At 69.1% G+C, this 16,058-nt stretch carries 12 protein-coding genes and 2 pseudogenes; 12 read left to right on the top strand and 2 right to left on the bottom strand.

The annotated features are described in order from the left end of the window. Positions 1-292: 292 nt before the first annotated feature. The 5 genes from ACIRJP_RS02960 (at position 293) to ACIRJP_RS02940 (ending at position 7,285) form a co-directional block, all read left to right on the top strand. Positions 293-859, top strand: a complete 567-nt coding sequence (locus ACIRJP_RS02960) for a TetR/AcrR family transcriptional regulator (protein ID WP_404167507.1) — start codon at positions 293-295, stop codon at positions 857-859. A gap of 96 nt (positions 860-955) precedes the next feature. After that, positions 956-1,471 carry a VOC family protein gene (locus ACIRJP_RS02955; RefSeq protein ID WP_404167505.1) on the top strand — a complete coding sequence of 172 codons (516 nt, stop codon included), beginning with the start codon at positions 956-958 and terminating at the stop codon, positions 1,469-1,471. After that, positions 1,468-3,135, top strand: coding sequence for an FAD-dependent monooxygenase (locus ACIRJP_RS02950; protein WP_404167503.1), 1,668 nt, complete (start codon positions 1,468-1,470; stop codon positions 3,133-3,135). The genes ACIRJP_RS02955 and ACIRJP_RS02950 overlap by 4 nt, the downstream gene beginning before the upstream one ends. A 596-nt stretch (positions 3,136-3,731) precedes the next feature. Further along, on the top strand, positions 3,732-6,449 hold the full coding sequence (locus tag ACIRJP_RS02945) for an indolepyruvate ferredoxin oxidoreductase family protein (protein WP_404167501.1): 2,718 nt from the start codon (positions 3,732-3,734) through the stop codon (positions 6,447-6,449). Further along, entirely contained in the window at positions 6,446-7,285 is an 840-nt protein-coding gene (locus tag ACIRJP_RS02940; protein WP_404167499.1) for a DUF6537 domain-containing protein, read from the top strand. Before ACIRJP_RS02945 ends, ACIRJP_RS02940 begins: the two co-directional genes overlap by 4 nt. Before the next feature lie 499 nt (positions 7,286-7,784). Here the strand turns inward: ACIRJP_RS02940 and ACIRJP_RS02935 are convergent, their stop codons facing one another. Then, positions 7,785-9,062, bottom strand: a complete 1,278-nt coding sequence (locus ACIRJP_RS02935) for an MFS transporter (RefSeq protein WP_404167497.1) — start codon at positions 9,060-9,062, stop codon at positions 7,785-7,787. A gap of 304 nt (positions 9,063-9,366) precedes the next feature. Between ACIRJP_RS02935 and ACIRJP_RS02930 the strand changes: the two genes are divergently transcribed. The 6 genes from ACIRJP_RS02930 (at position 9,367) to ACIRJP_RS02905 (ending at position 15,148) form a co-directional block, all read left to right on the top strand. Then, positions 9,367-9,690, top strand: a complete 324-nt coding sequence (locus ACIRJP_RS02930) for a rhodanese-like domain-containing protein (protein ID WP_404167495.1) — start codon at positions 9,367-9,369, stop codon at positions 9,688-9,690. Positions 9,691-9,791: 101 nt separating this feature from the next. Further along, positions 9,792-11,186 carry a rhodanese-like domain-containing protein gene (locus tag ACIRJP_RS02925; RefSeq protein WP_404167493.1) on the top strand — a complete coding sequence of 465 codons (1,395 nt, stop codon included), beginning with the start codon at positions 9,792-9,794 and terminating at the stop codon, positions 11,184-11,186. A gap of 82 nt (positions 11,187-11,268) precedes the next feature. After that, positions 11,269-11,853 (top strand): rhodanese-like domain-containing protein, encoded by a 585-nt coding sequence (locus ACIRJP_RS02920; protein WP_404167491.1) that lies wholly within the window; start codon positions 11,269-11,271, stop codon positions 11,851-11,853. Further along, positions 11,850-12,767: a sulfite exporter TauE/SafE family protein gene (locus ACIRJP_RS02915; RefSeq protein ID WP_404167489.1), complete on the top strand. Its 918-nt coding sequence runs from the start codon at positions 11,850-11,852 to the stop codon at positions 12,765-12,767. The genes ACIRJP_RS02920 and ACIRJP_RS02915 overlap by 4 nt, the downstream gene beginning before the upstream one ends. Before the next feature lie 63 nt (positions 12,768-12,830). Beyond that, a complete protein-coding gene (locus ACIRJP_RS02910; RefSeq protein WP_404167655.1) occupies positions 12,831-13,523 on the top strand; it encodes a TetR/AcrR family transcriptional regulator in 693 nt (230 codons plus the stop codon). A 53-nt stretch (positions 13,524-13,576) separates the two neighbouring features. Beyond that, positions 13,577-15,148 carry an FAD-dependent oxidoreductase gene (locus ACIRJP_RS02905; RefSeq protein WP_404167487.1) on the top strand — a complete coding sequence of 524 codons (1,572 nt, stop codon included), beginning with the start codon at positions 13,577-13,579 and terminating at the stop codon, positions 15,146-15,148. A gap of 193 nt (positions 15,149-15,341) precedes the next feature. On the opposite strand, the pseudogene ACIRJP_RS02900 reads toward ACIRJP_RS02905, so the two are convergent. Further along, a pseudogene (locus ACIRJP_RS02900) lies at positions 15,342-15,476 on the bottom strand (DoxX family protein); the annotation flags it as partial. 3 nt (positions 15,477-15,479) lie between these two features. On the opposite strand from ACIRJP_RS02900, the pseudogene ACIRJP_RS02895 reads away from it, so the two are divergent. After that, positions 15,480-15,821, top strand: a pseudogene (locus ACIRJP_RS02895) (hypothetical protein); the annotation flags it as partial. Positions 15,822-16,058 lie beyond the last annotated feature (237 nt).

The raw sequence follows: 16,058 nt of genomic DNA, 5'->3' as shown, positions 1-16,058 counted from the left end.
GCCGGACGACCGCCGCCTCGCGTGCGGCGTCGATACCCGGTCCGTACAGGAGGGCGCCCAGGTCGGCGAAGGGCAGGTCGAGTACGGAGAGCACGCCGGGGCTCTCTTCCCTGGCGATGCCCAGGGCTGTGCTGTACAGACGCATCACGGACTCCTGCGTGTTGGTGACACATTCTCTTGCTCCAAAGCCAAGAGTGTTCTTGTTTCGGAGTCAAGAGTTCCTCGAGTGCGGAACTGTTGTTCCCGGACGCAGCGGCCGGGGGTGGGGACACGCCGCCTAGGCTGGGTTGCTATGCCAAGGAACCGTCAACAGATCCCGAAAGCCGAGCGCGAGGCCGTCCTGGTCGACAGCGCGTGGGAGCTCTTCGCCGTCAAGGGATACAAAGGGACCAGCCTGACCGAGGTCGGCAAGGCGGCCGGCGTCGCGGCCAACGCTGTGCGCTGGTACTTCCCGACCAAGGACGACCTGTTCGCCGCCGCGCTGGACCGCCTCTTCCTGCGTGAGCGGGAGCGCGTGGAGACGGATCCGGCGATCGGAGGGGATCCGCAGCGGCAGCTGGTGGCGTTCCTTGCCGACCTGGAGGCGTACCGCGGACTGCACCGGGAGGCGTACGACCGCATGGACGAGTCGCCCGCCCTCGCCGACGTCTATTCCCGCATGCGGGAATGGCTGGAGGGGTGCCTTCTCGCGGCTGTCGCGAACCGGCTGCACGAGGGGGTCGATGTGGCACCCGTGGCGGACATGGCGCATGTGCTCTTCGAGGGGCTGCTGCTCAGCGCCCGAGGGCTGGACCGGCCGACCGAGGAGTTCATCGACCTCCTCATGGAGGCGCTGGTGGCCGTTGCGGGGGCACGCTGAGGCCGATCTCTTGACTGTCATACAAGAGACTGGCTAAGTTTCTCTTGTATGGCAGCCAAGATGGCTGTCGTGCCCTCGATCAGGAGGTCGCCGTTCATGGCTTCTCCAGGCAAACTTGCCCACATCGTCCTGCGCACCGGTCGTCTGTCGCCCATGACCGACTGGTACGTACGCGTTCTCGAAGGCCGCGTCACCTTCGCCAACGAGGCCCTCGCCTTCCTGACCTACGACGACGAGCACCACCGTGTCGCACTGGTCGCCACCGGAGCATCGGAGCGTCCGACGGATGCGCACACCGGTCTGCACCACGCGGCCTTCACCTACACCACGCTCGGAGATCTGCTGGGCACGTACCAGCGGCTGAAGAAGGACGGCATCCTGCCCTTCTGGTGCATCAACCACGGGCCGACCACCTCGATGTACTTCGAGGACCCCGACGGCAATCACATCGAGCTCCAGATCGACAACTTCGCCACCGACGAAGCCCTCGACGAGTGGTTCCGGTCCGGAGCCTTCGAAACCAATCCGATCGGGGTTGCGTTCGATCCCGACGACCTGGTGCGCCGCTTCGATGCGGGTGAGTCCTTCGCCGAACTGGTCAGGCGCGCATGACCGACATCGACGCCCCGGTCGTCATCATCGGGGCCGGCCCTGTGGGGCTCGCCACCGCGCTCGTCCTGGGCCGGCACGGCGTCCGCAGCGTGGTCTTCGAGCAGTACGACGGGATCAATCCGCACCCCCGGGCCCATATCGTCAACACCAGGTCCATGGAACTGTTCCGCACCTGGGGCATCGCCGACGCCGTCCGCGCGGACGCGGTCGACCCGGCCTGGGCCAACACCATCCTGTGGAAGCAGACCCTCGCCGGGGAACCACTGGGCCGGATCGGCCTCGTCGAAGGCCCGGAGGACCAGCTCCTGCGCCGGATCCAGGCCTCCGCCGAGCAGCTCATCTCGTGCGCCCAGGACCGTGTACAGCAACACCTCCTCGACGCGGTCCTCGCCCAGGGCATGGCCACCGTCCGCTACGGCACCACCGTCGTGGAGGTGACGGACCTCGGCGATCGCGTCGACGTCACCGTGCAGGGCGTGGACGGGCGACAGACACTGCGCAGCTGTTATGCAGTGGCGGCGGACGGGGCGACCGGCGGCTTGCGCGACACGCTCGGCATCCCGATGGACAGCTCCGCGGTTCTCGGCCACCAGCTGAACATCTACTTCCACGCCGATCTGTCCCCGTGGATGAGAGAGGATCCCGCTCTGCTGATCTGGCTGATCAACAGTGCCTCCCCGGGACTCCTCATCGGAATGGACGGAGCTCACCGGTGGACTTTCCAGCGGAGCTTCGACCCGGCTGCCGAAACGCCGCAGGACTACCCGCCCGAACGGTGTGCCCAGATCGTCCGGGAGGCCGTCGGAACCACCGAACTTGACGTGGACATCCGCTCCGTGGGGCCGTGGACCATGACGGCCCGGACCGCCGAGACGTACTGCAGCGGCCGTGTGTTCCTCGTGGGGGACGCGGCGCACCAGTTCCCACCGACAGGCGGCCTGGGGATGAACAGCGGCCTCGCCGACGCGGACAACCTCGGCTGGAAACTGGCCGCCGTGCTGAGGGACGGTGCTTCCGACGCGCTGCTCGACAGTTACGAGCGCGAACGCCGTCCCGTCGCCGTCGACAACGCCCGCCACAGCATGCTCAACGCCATCAAGATGGCCGAGGTCGGGATAGGGCCCGAAACGACCAGGATCGCTGCCCGCCTCGAAAGCCCCGACCCGGCAGTCGCCGCGGCGGAACGCCGACGGATCGCAGAGGCCATTCCTCCACAGCGCCCGCACTTCGACGCGCTCAACCTAGAGATCGGATACGTCTACGGAGCAGCCCGGCACGGCGACGGCGCCCCGTTCCCGGCCACCGACTACACGCCGATCGCCACCCCCGGAGCACGACTTCCGCACGCCTGGATCGAACGTGACGGGGATCGGGTGTCCACGCACGACCTCCTCATACCGGGCTTCACCCTCATCACGGGGCCCGAGGGAGCCGACTGGGCCGACGCCTTCGCGGAGTCCGGGGAGGACGTGGCGAAGCGGACTGTCGTGTTCGGCCGGGACGTCACCAGCCCGGACGGTCACTGCCCCGAGTTGCTCGGGATCGGCGAGGACGGAGCCCTTCTCGTCCGGCCGGACGGTCACATCGCGTGGCACAGCGCCGAGGGATCAACCCCTGCCTCCGCGCTCGCCACCCTGCTCAACGCCACTGAGCAGTCCGCCTAGCTAGGGCCTGTCCGGCGGATCAGGGCCGGACAGGGCGCAGCGTCTGGTGCGGTGCATCGCAAAACGCCGGAGCGTCTTGACAGCGGAGCTATTCGGACGTTTCAGCAACGCCGCGAGGCGCCGTGCCGGACGCCGCGACCCCGACCATGACCCGCCGGACAGGCCCTGGCTAGGCGCGGGGGCGTGGGGGCGCCGGCCGCGTGCCCGGCGCTCTTCCGGCCCTCGCTCCCGGCCTCGTACGGCGGTACGCCGGTCCATCGCCCCCTCGCTCGGCGTCCCCTTCACCGCGGCGTTCCGGCTTTCCGGCGCCCCCGCCCGAAAGCCCGAGTCCGACGGCCTCGGTCTGCTACGCCCGCCTTACGGATGTCAAAGTTCCGGCCGACGACGACTGGTCCATGCCTTTTCGGTCCATGCCTTTTCGGTCCGTGCCGCGAACCGGCGCCGGCCCGCGCCGACCGTCGGCGACCAGAACCGATACGCGCACCGAGGGCCGCCCCCTGCCGACGCGGCCGTTTCGAGCGCCCGCCCTTGCCGTACCGGGCCGACTCCTCGTCCGCCTCGACGGCCACAGATGCCCCACCCGGAGGAACACAGTGGTGACCCCTCAGAAAGCAACCGGCTCCCGCCCCACGCTTCAGGATCGATACGTACGCGAAGAAGGCGTCCTTCACCTCACCGGCATCCAGGCCCTCGCCCGCCTGCCGCTCGACATCCGTCGCGCCGACCGTCGCGAGCACCGCGGCACCGCGGGATTCGTCTCCGGATACGAGGGTTCGCCACTCGCCGGGTACGACATGGAACTCGCGCGGTGCGGCCCCCTTCTCGACGAGCACGACATCGTCTTCCGCCCCGGCGTCAACGAGGAACTCGCGGCGACGGCCGTCCAGGGCACCCAACTCGCCTCGGCACAGCCGGACAAGCGCGTCGACGGCGTCACGGCCATCTGGTACGGCAAGTCCCCGGGCCTCGACCGCGCCTCGGACGCCATCCGGCACAACAACCTGATGGGCACCCACCCGGACGGCGGCGCACTGGCTCTGGTCGGCGACGACCCTGCCGCCAAGTCGTCGACCGTCCCCGGCGCCTCCGAACTGCTCCTCGCCGACCTCGGCCTCCCCACGCTCTACCCCTCCGACCCGCAGGAAGCCCTCGACTTCGGGCTGCACGGCGTGGCGATGTCCCGGGCATCCGGACTGTGGGTGGCGCTGAAGATCGTGACGGCCGTAGCCGACGGTTCCGGCACGGTCGACGTGGGCGCCGGACGGGTGTCACCGGTCGTTCCGGACCTCGCGGTCGACGGAGTACCGTACCGCCACGCCGTAGGCAGCCGGATGGTGCAGCCGGCACTCGGCGATCTGGAACGCAGCCGGGACGGCGCCCGCCTGGAGATCGCCCGTCGCTACGCCGCCGCCAACAACCTCAACCGGATCACCAGGACGGGCCCCGACGACCGCATCGGCATCATCGCGGCGGGCAAGACCTTCCTCGACCTCCGTCAGGCCCTGCGCATCCTCGGACTCGACGACGCGGAACTGGAGCGCCGCGGCGTGCGACTGCTGCATCTCGGAATGATTTACCCTCTGGAACCCACGGTCGTCGAACGGTTCGCGAGGGGGCTGCGCCACATCGTCGTCGTGGAGGAGAAGCGGCCTCTCGTCGAGACCGCCCTCAAGGACCTGCTCTACTGCCGGGGCGACCAGCCGTCCGTCTCCGGCAAGCGCACACCCGACGGCTCGGCCCTGTTTCCCCTCGACGGAGAACTCGATCCCGACATCGTCGCCGCAAGGCTCGCGCCCTGTCTGGACGAACTGGGCGTATTCCCCACCGTCCAGAGCTGGTTGGAGAAAACGCGGGCAACGACCCGACGCAGGACTCTGCCACTTCTGCCCATGCTCACCCGCACCCCCTACTTCTGCTCCGGCTGCCCCCACAACCTCTCGACCAAGGCACCCGAGGGCGCCGCTGTCGGGGCCGGGATCGGCTGCCACGCCATGGTCACGCTCATGGACCCCGCCCAGGCCGGGGACGTGATCGGCATGACGCAGATGGGAGGCGAGGGCGCCCAGTGGATCGGCATGCAGCCGTTCCTCGAACGCGACCACCTGATCCAGAACCTCGGTGACGGTACCTTCCACCACTCTGGCAGCCTCGCCATCCGCGCTGCGGTCTCGGCCGGGGTGAACGTCACCTACAAGCTGCTCCACAACTCGGCGGTGGCGATGACCGGCGGCCAGCAACCCGTCGGCGTCATGTCCGTGCCCGCGATAGCCCAAGGCCTCCTGGCGGAGGGCGTCAAGCGCATCATCGTCACAACCGAGGACGTCAGGCGCTACCGGAAGGTCACGCTTCCGAAGTGCGTCGTCGTCTGGCACCGCGACCGGCTGACCGAGGCGCAGGAGGTGCTCGCCCGGACCCCCGGCGTCACCCTGCTCGTCCACGACCAGGAATGCGCGACGGAACTCCGACGCAAGCGCAAGCGCGGCCTTGTGCCCGAACCCACCGAGCGGGTGGTGATCAACGAGCGGGTGTGCGAAGGGTGCGGCGACTGCGGACAGCAGTCCAACTGCCTCTCCGTGCAGCCCGTCGACACCGAGTTCGGCCGCAAAACCCGGATCGACCAGTCCTCCTGCAACAAGGACTACGCCTGCCTGGCTGGGGACTGCCCCTCGTTCCTCACCGTTGTCCCCGCCGGCGGAAAGCCCGCCTTCACCCCCGTCCCGATGCCGGACGACGCTGCTCTGCCCGATCCCGAGCCTGTCGTACCGGCATCCCACACCACCCGGATCACCGGCGTCGGAGGCTCCGGTGTGGTCACCCTCGCCCAGATCCTCAGCACCGCGGCCTCACTCGCGGGCCTGCACGTCCGGGCCCTCGACCAGACAGGTCTGGCCCAGAAGGGCGGCGCGGTGGTCTCCGACATCAAGATCACCAAGGAGGCGACCGATCAGGCCGCCAAAGCAGCCCTGGACGAGTGCGATCTCTACCTCGGCTGTGACCTGCTCGTCGCCGCCGAGCCCGGACAACTGACGACGGCCGCACCGGCGCGAACGGTGGCGGTCGTCTCCACGGCAGAGGTCCCGACCGGACAGATGGTGATCGACCCGGAGGTTTCGTTCCCGCCTGCCGAACCTCTCAAGGAACGGATCCGGGCAGAGTCCAGGAACGCGGTCTTCCTCGACGCACGCCGGCTCGCCAACGACCTTCTGGGCGAAGACCAGTTCGCCAATCTCTGCTCACGGGCGCGGCCTACCAGACCGGCGGGCTGCCGCTGCCGGCTCGCGCCATCGAGGAGGCGATCACCCTCAACGGCGTGAAGGTCGAGGCCAACCTCAAGGCCTTCCGTCTCGGCCGCCAGGCCGTCGCCGACCCCGAGGCCTTCGCCGACCTCCTGGAAGGGCGGGCCGACGCACCGAAGCCGGAGCGCGGTCTGTCCGCCGAGGCCCGGCGCACCCTCGAACTGGTCGAGGCCGCCCCCGGCTCGGAACTCGCCCGGCTCCTGGCGGTCCGGGTGCCGGACCTCATCGCCTACCAGAACGTTGCCTACGCGACGAGGTACGCACGCTTCGTCGAACAGGTACGTCAAGCAGAGGGCGAGAGCGTCCCCGGCTCAACCGCACTCACCGAGGCCGTTGCCAGGCACCTGCACAAGCTGATGGCGTACAAGGACGAGTACGAGGTGGCCCGGCTCTCCCTCGACCCGGAGGTCGAGCGGGGGGTGAAGGCCCGCTTCGGGGGCGGCGCGCGGATCTCCTACCGTCTCCATCCGCCCGTACTGCGGGCACTCGGAATGACTCGCAAGATCGAACTCGGCCCCTGGTTCAAACCTGCCTTCCAAGCACTCGCCGCGATGCGCCGGCTCCGTGGCACCCGTCTGGACCCCTTCGGAGCGGCACGCGTGCGGCGTACGGAACGGGCCCTGGTCGTCGAGTACCAGGCCACGATCACCGAGGTCTGCCGGAATCTCGACGAGGACTGCCACGGCTTGGCTGTCGAGATCGCCTCACTGCCCGACACCGTGCGCGGCTACGAGAAGATCAAGATGACATCAGTGGCGCGATACAGGACCCGGTCCGCAGAACTCGTCGGCCGGCTGTCCTCGGGACGCGAACGTACGGAGGCCGACACGGCGGCATCCCGAGACGAGTTGTAGAGAGTCTCCGGGCCTGCACGGACTCCGGGGGCGATGACGTACAGGTCGCCGAGGACGAGGTGACGCTCGCCGCCGGCGATGCGGTCACCTGCGCCCTCACCAACAAGGCATACGGCAGCTCACCGTCACCGCACCCGACACCTACCCCTCACCCGACGCACACCCGGCCTGGCCCCGACGCCCCGACGTCCCCGGGCGACGGCCGGTTCTCCGGGGCCTGGACGAGGCGTGTCACATGGGCCATACCGCGCCGCACTTGCGCACTGGCCTCATTCACGTTTCACACCGTTCACACGTCTTCTGCGACCCAACTGACCCTGACTTGTCAGATGGCAACACGGCACCGCTTCTCCGGCGCAAGAGGTGTGGGGGGCGGCGACGGTCACAAAGCCGGTGCAGCTCAGCGCCGGCAGTTGACGGTCCCGGTGCGACAGGTGCGGCACCATCGTTCGATCCAGTGACGGCGCCCCTGTCGTTGCCGGGCGTCGTATGTGGTTCGTCAGCGATTCGTGGTGTCGGTGATCCAGCGGGCGGCGAGGAGCCCTGAGCCGGCGGTGAGGACGGCGGCTGCGCTGACGGCTGTTTTCAGGCCGAAGGCGTCGGCCAGGACTCCGGCGACGAGGGCTCCTCCGGCGTAGCCGATGTCCCGCCAGAAGCGGTAGGTGCCCAGGGCGTTGGCGCGCCAGGCGGGGTGGGCGTGGTCGGAGACGGAGGCGATGAGGGCGGGATAGACCATGGCGGTGCCGAGTCCGAGGGCGACGGCGGACAGGATTCCGGCCAGGAGCGGAGTGTCCAGCAGGGTGAGGGCCAGGACGAGTCCGGCGGCTTGGACGAGCATGCCGGTGACAATGAGGGGTTTGCGCCCGATGCGGTCGGCAAGGTGGCCGGTGGGTATCTGACCGATCCCCCAGAGGATCGGGTAGAGGCCCTTGATGAGGCCGACTGCGGCCAGACCCAGGCCGTGGTTGGTGAAGAGCAGGGGAAAGACGCCCCAGGTCAGGCCGTCGTTGAGGTTGTTGACCAGTCCGGCCTGGCTGGCGCCGCGCAGGGAGCGGTCGCGCCAGGAGGTCCGCGCGAACGTGGCGGCCAGTCCCGTGCTCTCGCCGGTGGACAGGGGCGCGGCGTGCTGGGCGAGTTCGAGGGCGACGTGCGCGGCGGTGTCCCGTACGACGAGGGTCAGGGCGAGGCCGGCGACGACGAAGACGACACCGATGAGCTCCGGGACGGGGCGCAGGCCATAGTCGGTGGCGAGGTAGCCGGTGAGCAGGGCGGTGGCGCCGACGGCGGTATAGCCCGCTGCCTCGTTCAACCCGGTGGCCAGGCCCCTGCGGGAAGGCCCTACAAGGTCGATCTTCATGTTGACCGTCATCGACCAGGTCAGGCCCTGGTTGAGGCCGAGCAGGACGTTCGCGGCGACAACCCACCCCCAGGACGGCGCCCAGGCGAGGGCGAAGGGTACGGGGACGCCGATCAGCCAGCCGGCGACGAGGAGCTGCTTGCGGCGGAAGCGGGCCGTCAGGGTTCCGGCTGCGAGGTTCGTGAGGGCCTTGGTGAGGCCGAAGGCAATGATGAAGGAGAAGACAGCCAGGTCACTCGTCAGGCCGAAGGTATCGGTGCCGATGAGCGGCACGGTGGTTCGCTCCAGGCCCACCAGGCCGCCTACGGCGACGTTGACGACGACGAGCAGGGTGAACTGAGACCAGTTCTTCCGCAGGCCGAGGCGGACGCAACGCCCCGACGCACCGGTCGGCGCGGCGGTCCCAGGGGTGGCTTTCACAAGCGGATGTCCTTCGTGCCTTGACGAGGTGGGGGAGGCACAGGGCGTGCCCCGGCGGGCCGGGCCAGGTGGACCTGCAGCAGACCTGCGCGAGGCACTCAGTGTGTCCCGGCGGTATCAGTCCTGAGTTGCCATGCAGCCCATACCTGCACTTCAGCATACCCCTACCGGTATTTTGGACGGAGCGGTCATACGCCTGCCCCCTGTGACCCGGATACCCAGGGGGGTATTTGACTTCCTCGCGGGTGTCGCCCTACCGTCGAGTGCGTAAATACCCATGGGGGTATCGAGAAGGGGTACCTCGATGCGTGAGACAGATCTGGACGTCTTTGCGGCCGAGCTCGCCGATGGCGCGTTCGTCATCGACGTCCGCGAGTTTGACGAGTACGCGGCAGGCCACGTGCCGGGAGCGCTCAGCCTTCCGCTGTCGGCGCTCGGTGCCGCACTCGGTGAGCTGCCCGTCGACCGGCCGGTGTACGTGATCTGTGCCAGCGGCAGTCGCAGCGCCTGGGCCGCCGAACATCTCGCCGGCTTCAAAGTGGACGCCGTCTCCGTCGCAGGCGGCACCGCAGGCTGGGCCCGCACCGGTCGTCCGCTCGTGCACGGCACGAGCGTGCACGCCGCCTGAGCACCGGACCCACCCGCCCGTGGGCCTGGACTTGTAACGACCCAGTGTCCCAGCACTCTCGCACCCGTCCCGGGGTGCGCGTTCCGTATGAAGGGATTGCCGTGTTCTTCGCCCAGTACTACCTCGACTGCCTCTCCCAGGCGTCATACATGATCGCCGACCAGCGCACGGGCCAGGCGGTGGTCGTCGACCCCCGCAGGGACGTCTCCGAGTACCTGGCCGACGCCGCCGCGCACGGCTTCACAGTGGTCGGCGTGATCAACACGCACTTCCACGCGGACTTCGTCGCCGGCCACCTGGAGATGGCGGACGAGACCGGCGCCTGGATCGCATACGGCCGGCGGGCCGAGACCGAGTACCCGATCCGCAAGCTCACCGAGGGCGAGCGCATCTCCCTCGGTGACGTCACCCTGAAGATCCTGGAAACGCCCGGACACACCCCCGAGTCCATCAGCGTCCTCGTGTACGAGGACATCGACGACTCCGTCCCGTACGGCGTCCTCACTGGCGACGCGCTGTTCATCGGCGATGTCGGACGCCCCGACCTGCTCGCCTCCGTCGGCGTCACCGCCGAGGAACTCGGCACGATGCTCCACGACAGTGTGCAGAACAAGCTGATGGGCCTGCCCGACGAGGTCCGCGTCTTCCCCGCGCACGGCGCCGGATCGGCCTGCGGCAAGAACCTCTCGACCGAGAAACAGTCGACCATCGGTGAGCAGCGCGCCACCAACTACGCGTGCGCCCCGATGGGCCGTGAGGAGTTCGTCGCGCTCGTCACCGCCGGCCAGTCCGCCGCACCCGGCTACTTCGCCTACGACGCCGAACTGAATCGCAAGGACCGCGCCCGGTACGACGCGACGACGGCCCCCCGGCCGCTGACGCTCGCCAAGTTCACCGAGCTGCGCGCTGCCGGAGCGATTGTGGTTGACGCCCGCGACCCGCAGGAGTTCGCCGCCGGACACCTGCGCGGCGCGGTGAACGTCCCCGCGGACGGGCGGTTCGCCGAACAGGCCGGCACCGTTCTCGCACCGGCCGACGAACTGGTCGTCATGGCGCCGCAGAACCGGGAGGAGGAGGTCGTCACCCGCCTCGCCCGGATCGGTTTCGACCACGCTGTCGGCTACCTGCGCAATCCCGAGGACGCGCTGGAATCGCTGGCCGACGAAGTCACCCCCGCCAGCCGTCTGACCGCCGCCCACTTGCGCACCGCGCTCGCCGGGGACGCTCCTCCCCTCGTAGTCGATGTCCGCACCTGCGGTGAGCGCGAGGCGAACGGCTTCATCGAGTCCGCTCTGCATATCCCGCTCAGCGAACTCCCTGGGCGTACGGGCGAGCTGCCCGCCGACCTCCCGCTGGTCCTGCACTGCGCCGGCGGTCACCGCTCCTCGATCGCGGCAAGCCTGCTGCGATCGCGCGGCTTCGAGGACGTCTCCGACATCCTCGGCGGATACGCCGCCTGGTCGCTGTCGCTGGAGCCGGCCGAAGCCGGCGCCTGACCCTGGGCCCCGGCGAACGCCGGGGCCCCTCACACCTCCCCATATACCCCCCATGCGTATGTATCATCTGAACGGAACCCCCATGAGCACCACGCCTGCACCAGCCTCCCCCCTCTCCCCCGCCCTGCTGCACCGCCTCGTCCAGGAAGGGCGGGCACCGCGTCTGCTCGATGTGCGCACGCCCGGTGAGTTCCGTACGGCGCACATCCCTGGCTCCTACAACGTGCCCCTGGACACTCTGCGCGAACACCGGACCGAGCTGCTGGCCCACCTGGACGAGGACGTCGTTCTCGTCTGCCGCTCCGGGGCCCGGGCCGCACAGGCCGAAAAGGCCCTGGCCGGCGCCGGCCTGCCCAACCTCCGTGTCCTGGAAGGCGGCATCGTCGCCTGGGAGACGGTCGGCGCACCCGTCAACCGGGGCCCCGAGCGGTGGGACATGGAGCGCCAGGTGCGGCTCGTGGCCGGCTCGGTCGTCCTGGCCACCGGCCTGGTCGGCGTGTTCGTGCCCGGCGCGCACCTGATCGGCACCGCGATCGGCGCCGGCCTGACCTACGCGGCCGTCAGTAACTCCTGCGCCATGGGTGTCCTGTTGTCCAAGCTGCCCTACAACCGGGGGCCGCGCCCCGACATCCGCACCGTGATCGCGGAGCTGCGGAGCGCGTCGTGACCGCCCTGGTCGTCGCGGCGTCCCTTCTCATCGGCGTCAGCCTCGGCATTCTCGGTGGCGGCGGCTCGATCCTGACGGTGCCGATCCTGGTCTACCTTGCAGGGCAGGACACCAAGGAAGCCATCGCCACCTCGCTGTTCGTGGTCGGTGTCACCAGCCTCGCGGCCCTGATCCCGCACGCCCGGGCGCACCGGGTCCGCTGGCGGACCGGCCTGCTCTTCGGCGCGTTCAGCATGGTCGGTGCCTACGGAGCCGGGCGCCTCGCCGAGTACATCCCCGGCACGGCCCTCCTCGTCGTCTTCGCGCTGATGATGCTGGCCACGGCTTTCGCGATGCTCCGCAAGCCCCGGAACGACCGAAAGAAGACTCGGCCCGCACACGGTGATCTGCCTCTGAAGCACATCGCGGTAGAGGGTCTCGTCGTCGGCGCGGTGACGGGCCTGGTCGGCTCCGGCGGCGGATTCCTCGTCGTCCCTGCCCTCGCCATCCTCGGCGGACTCCCGATGGGCATCGCCGTCGGCACCTCGCTCCTCGTCATCGCGATGAAGTCATTCGCCGGACTCGTCGGGCACCTCTCCGGCGTCGCGATCGACTGGCCTCTCGCCCTGACCGTGACAGCCGCCGCGGTGATCGGCAGCCTGGCCGGCGGGCGGCTTGCGGGCCGCATCCCTCAGGACGCGCTGCGCAAGGCGTTCGGCTGGTTCGTCGTCGTCATGGGCGTCTTCGTGCTCGCGCAGCAGCTCGGCACCGCCGTCTGGACCCACCCGGTCACATGGGCGGGGCTCGCAGTCGCGCTGACCGCCGCGGTCGCCGCCCGGGTGCCGCGAGCCGAACGCCCACCGCGCCCGCATACGGCTGCCTCCGGACCGCAGCACTCCACACCGCTGGAGAAACACAGCACAGCAAAGTCCTGATATATGCACCTTGGAGCGCCGCACCAATTTGGTGCGGCGCTCCAATTGTGCCTCGGTGGAGGCATGGAAACGAGAACCCGTCGGCCTCAGCGGCGTAACCAAGTGCTCTCCCAGGAGCAGATCATTGAGTCTGCGATCGAGTTGCTCGATGCGGGTGGCGAGAGCGCGCTGACCACTCGAGCACTGACCGAGCGCCTGTCTACCGGGTCCGGGGCGATCTACTACCGGGTGGGCAGCCGTGACGAGCTGCTGGACCTGGCAACGGAAACAGTCGTCACCGCTGCGCTGGCAGCCGAGCCCGCCGCAGTCGCGGCCACGCCCGAGGACAAGATCTGCAGCGTCGCGCTGGCACTGTTCGACGCGGTCGCCGAGCACCAGTGGCTCGCGACACGGCTGACTCTGCAGATCGTCCGGAGGCCATCCGGCCCGGTGACGGTGGGGCTCTTCGAGAGGATCGGCCGTCAGGTGGGCACGCTGGGTGTGCCACAGACTTCCTGGTTCGACGCCGCCTCGACGCTTGTGCACTACATCCTCGGGGCCGTCAGCCAGAACGCCCGCATCGACGGTGACACCTCGACCGTCCAGCCCGACCGTGCCGAGTTTCTCGGAGCGACGGCGACGGCCTGGCAGGACCTCGCCTCCGAGGACTACCCGTTCATACACGCCATCGTCGGTCAGGTAAGGGAGCACGACGATCGCGAGCAGTTCCTCACCGGCATCGCCATCGTCCTCGATGGTCTGTCCCGGTTGGGCTGACCTGCCCCATCCGGCCAGGGCCCCCATCGTACGTTTTCAGGAAGGTTTCCCCCATGCGTGACGTAGTGATTGCAGGTGGCGGCCCGGTCGGTTTGTTCCTGGCCACCGAGCTCGCCCTGGGCGGCTGTTCCGTGCTGGGCCTGGAGCGGGACGTGGAGGTCACCTCGCCCTGCAAGGCGCTCCCGCTCGGATTGCGCGGCCTGAGCGCAGGGTCGGCCGAGGTGTTCTACGGCCGCGGCCTGCTCGAAGCGGTGATTGACGCTTCCGGCGCCGATGCGAAGAAGGTTGGCGCGGCCCCCGACACGATCGCGGCGCCGGCTCCCCGGGACGTGAGCCATTTCGCGGGCATGGGCCTGGACGCGGCCGACATCGACGTGTCCGCCTTCCCGTTCCGGCTGCCCAGCCCGGCAATGGAAGGTTTCATGACCAGCCTCGAAGCGGTCAGCAAGGTCCTGGCCGAGCGTGCCATTGCGCTCGGCGTGGACATCGTCCGCGGTGCTCCCGTCACGGCTGTGACGCAGGACGACCAGTCCGTCGCCGTCACGGCAGCCGGACAGGAGTACCAGGCGCGCTACCTGGTGGGATGCGACGGCGGCCGCAGCACGGTGCGCGGCCTCGCCGGCTTCGACTTCGTCGGCACGGATCCGCTCTTCACCGGCTACGTCGCCTGCGTCACCTTCACCGACCCGCAGCAGCTGCCACTCGGCTTCAACCTGACGCCGAACGGCATGTATCTGCGTACGCCCTTTGAGGGGCACCTGGGCATGATGGACTTCGACGGCGGCACGTTCGACCGCTCCCATCCGCTGACCCGTGAGCACCTCCAGGAAGTCCTGCGCCGCATCACCAATACCGACCTGACGCTGACCGATGTCCATCTGGCATCGAGCTTCACGGACCGCGCGATGCAGGTGACGACCTACCGCATGGGCCGCGTCCTGCTCGCCGGCGACGCCGCGCACATCCACTCCCCCCTCGGCGGCCAGGGGCTCAACCTCGGCATCGGTGACGCCGCCAACCTCGGCTGGAAGCTCGCCGCGACCGTGCACGGCGCCGCGCCCGAAGGGCTGCTCGACACCTACACCGGTGAGCGCCACCCCGTCGGCGCCGCCATCCTGGACTGGTCACGCGCCCAGGTCGCCACCATGAAGCCCGGCCCCAATGCCCCCGCGCTGCGGCAGCTGGTCCACGAGCTGCTGAGCACCAAGGACGGAACGACCCTCGCGTACCGGAAGACAACCGGGTTCAACTGCTACGACCTGGGCAGCGCGCAACCGCTCGTCGGCAGCACCGCCCCCGACTTCCACTTCGAGGACGGCACTCGCCTCGGTGACCTGTTGCGCCAAGGCCGGGGCGTGGTCCTCGACTTCACCCGCGATCACGCTCTGCAGCGTGTGGCCAAGAGCTGGCAGGGCCGGATCCAGTACGCGACCGGCACGGCACGCAACGACCTCGGATTCAGCGCCCTGCTCATCCGCCCGGACGGCGTTGTGGCCTGGACAGACGATCAAGCTCTCGATCTCAAGGCGTTCCGGCAAGCCGCGTGCCGCTGGTTCGGCAGCCCGCAGAAGTCGATCGCTGCGCCGGCTCGGGAGACGCGCGGAAACAACAGGTCAGTGGGTTGACCCGGCGCGAGCACGAGAAGAGGCAGGGCGGCATCACAGAAGTTGTGCGTGCCAGAACCCGAGTTGCGCCAGCAGTTGTACGCCTCACCGAGCAGCGCGTGGATGGCGGCGTGTTCGATGTTCATGGGAATTGACAGCGGCCGTGGGGCGGCTGGTCCCGGATTCACAGCCTCCGGTCAAGGACTGTGCTCGATCACAGCCTGGCGGCCAGCCAGATGGTCATGGCCGCGGTGGCGGTGAGCCCGACGTTGAATGCGATCCGGCGGTCTTCGCCGGTCAGGTGGACGGCGATCGCACCGGTCTGCAGGACGACGAAGCCGATGGCTGCGTGTTCCAGTTCCCGCAGGGCACCGACCCTGTCTGGCAGTCGTACTGGAACGGCGGCAGGCCACGCGAGGGCCCAGTGGTGCGCGCCGTCCAGGAATGCCTGCAGGCCGTGCTGTGGAACGGCACGGTCGGTCTGGCCCCGCTCGGACACGACCTGCCCGCAGAGCTGGCCGTGGTACCGCTGATCGACATGGCGCCGAGCCGCGTGGTCGCGGTGTGGAACGAAGGTGACACCAACCCACTGATCCGATCCTTCGTCGAGATCGCGACAGCCGCGTACCGCCCTGAGCCCCCGCAGGCCGTCAACCGCGCTGACGGTCACCGTCACCGGACCGAGCCGCTCTGAGGAGTTCTGCCCATAGGTGCTTCCGCAGATGTCCCCCAGCACCCTCAGCCTGCTGAGCACCCTGGCGGCCTCACCCGTGGGGTAGGAGTTCACCACGGCCCCGACCTCGTGCGACGACTGTGCGTGGCGTCGTTCGCTCGGGTAGCGGGCCGGGCACGGGGGTAGCGACCGGCCCCAAGCCACCGCGCTGACCGGCAACGACCAGAGCACCGTACTCACTTCCCACAGGTGGCTAAC

Source organism: Streptomyces sp. NPDC102437 (assembly GCF_044765565.1).
Taxonomy (GTDB): domain Bacteria; phylum Actinomycetota; class Actinomycetes; order Streptomycetales; family Streptomycetaceae; genus Streptomyces.
Note: the sequence above shows the minus strand (reverse complement) of the source record. Positions and strands in the feature narration are given on the sequence as shown.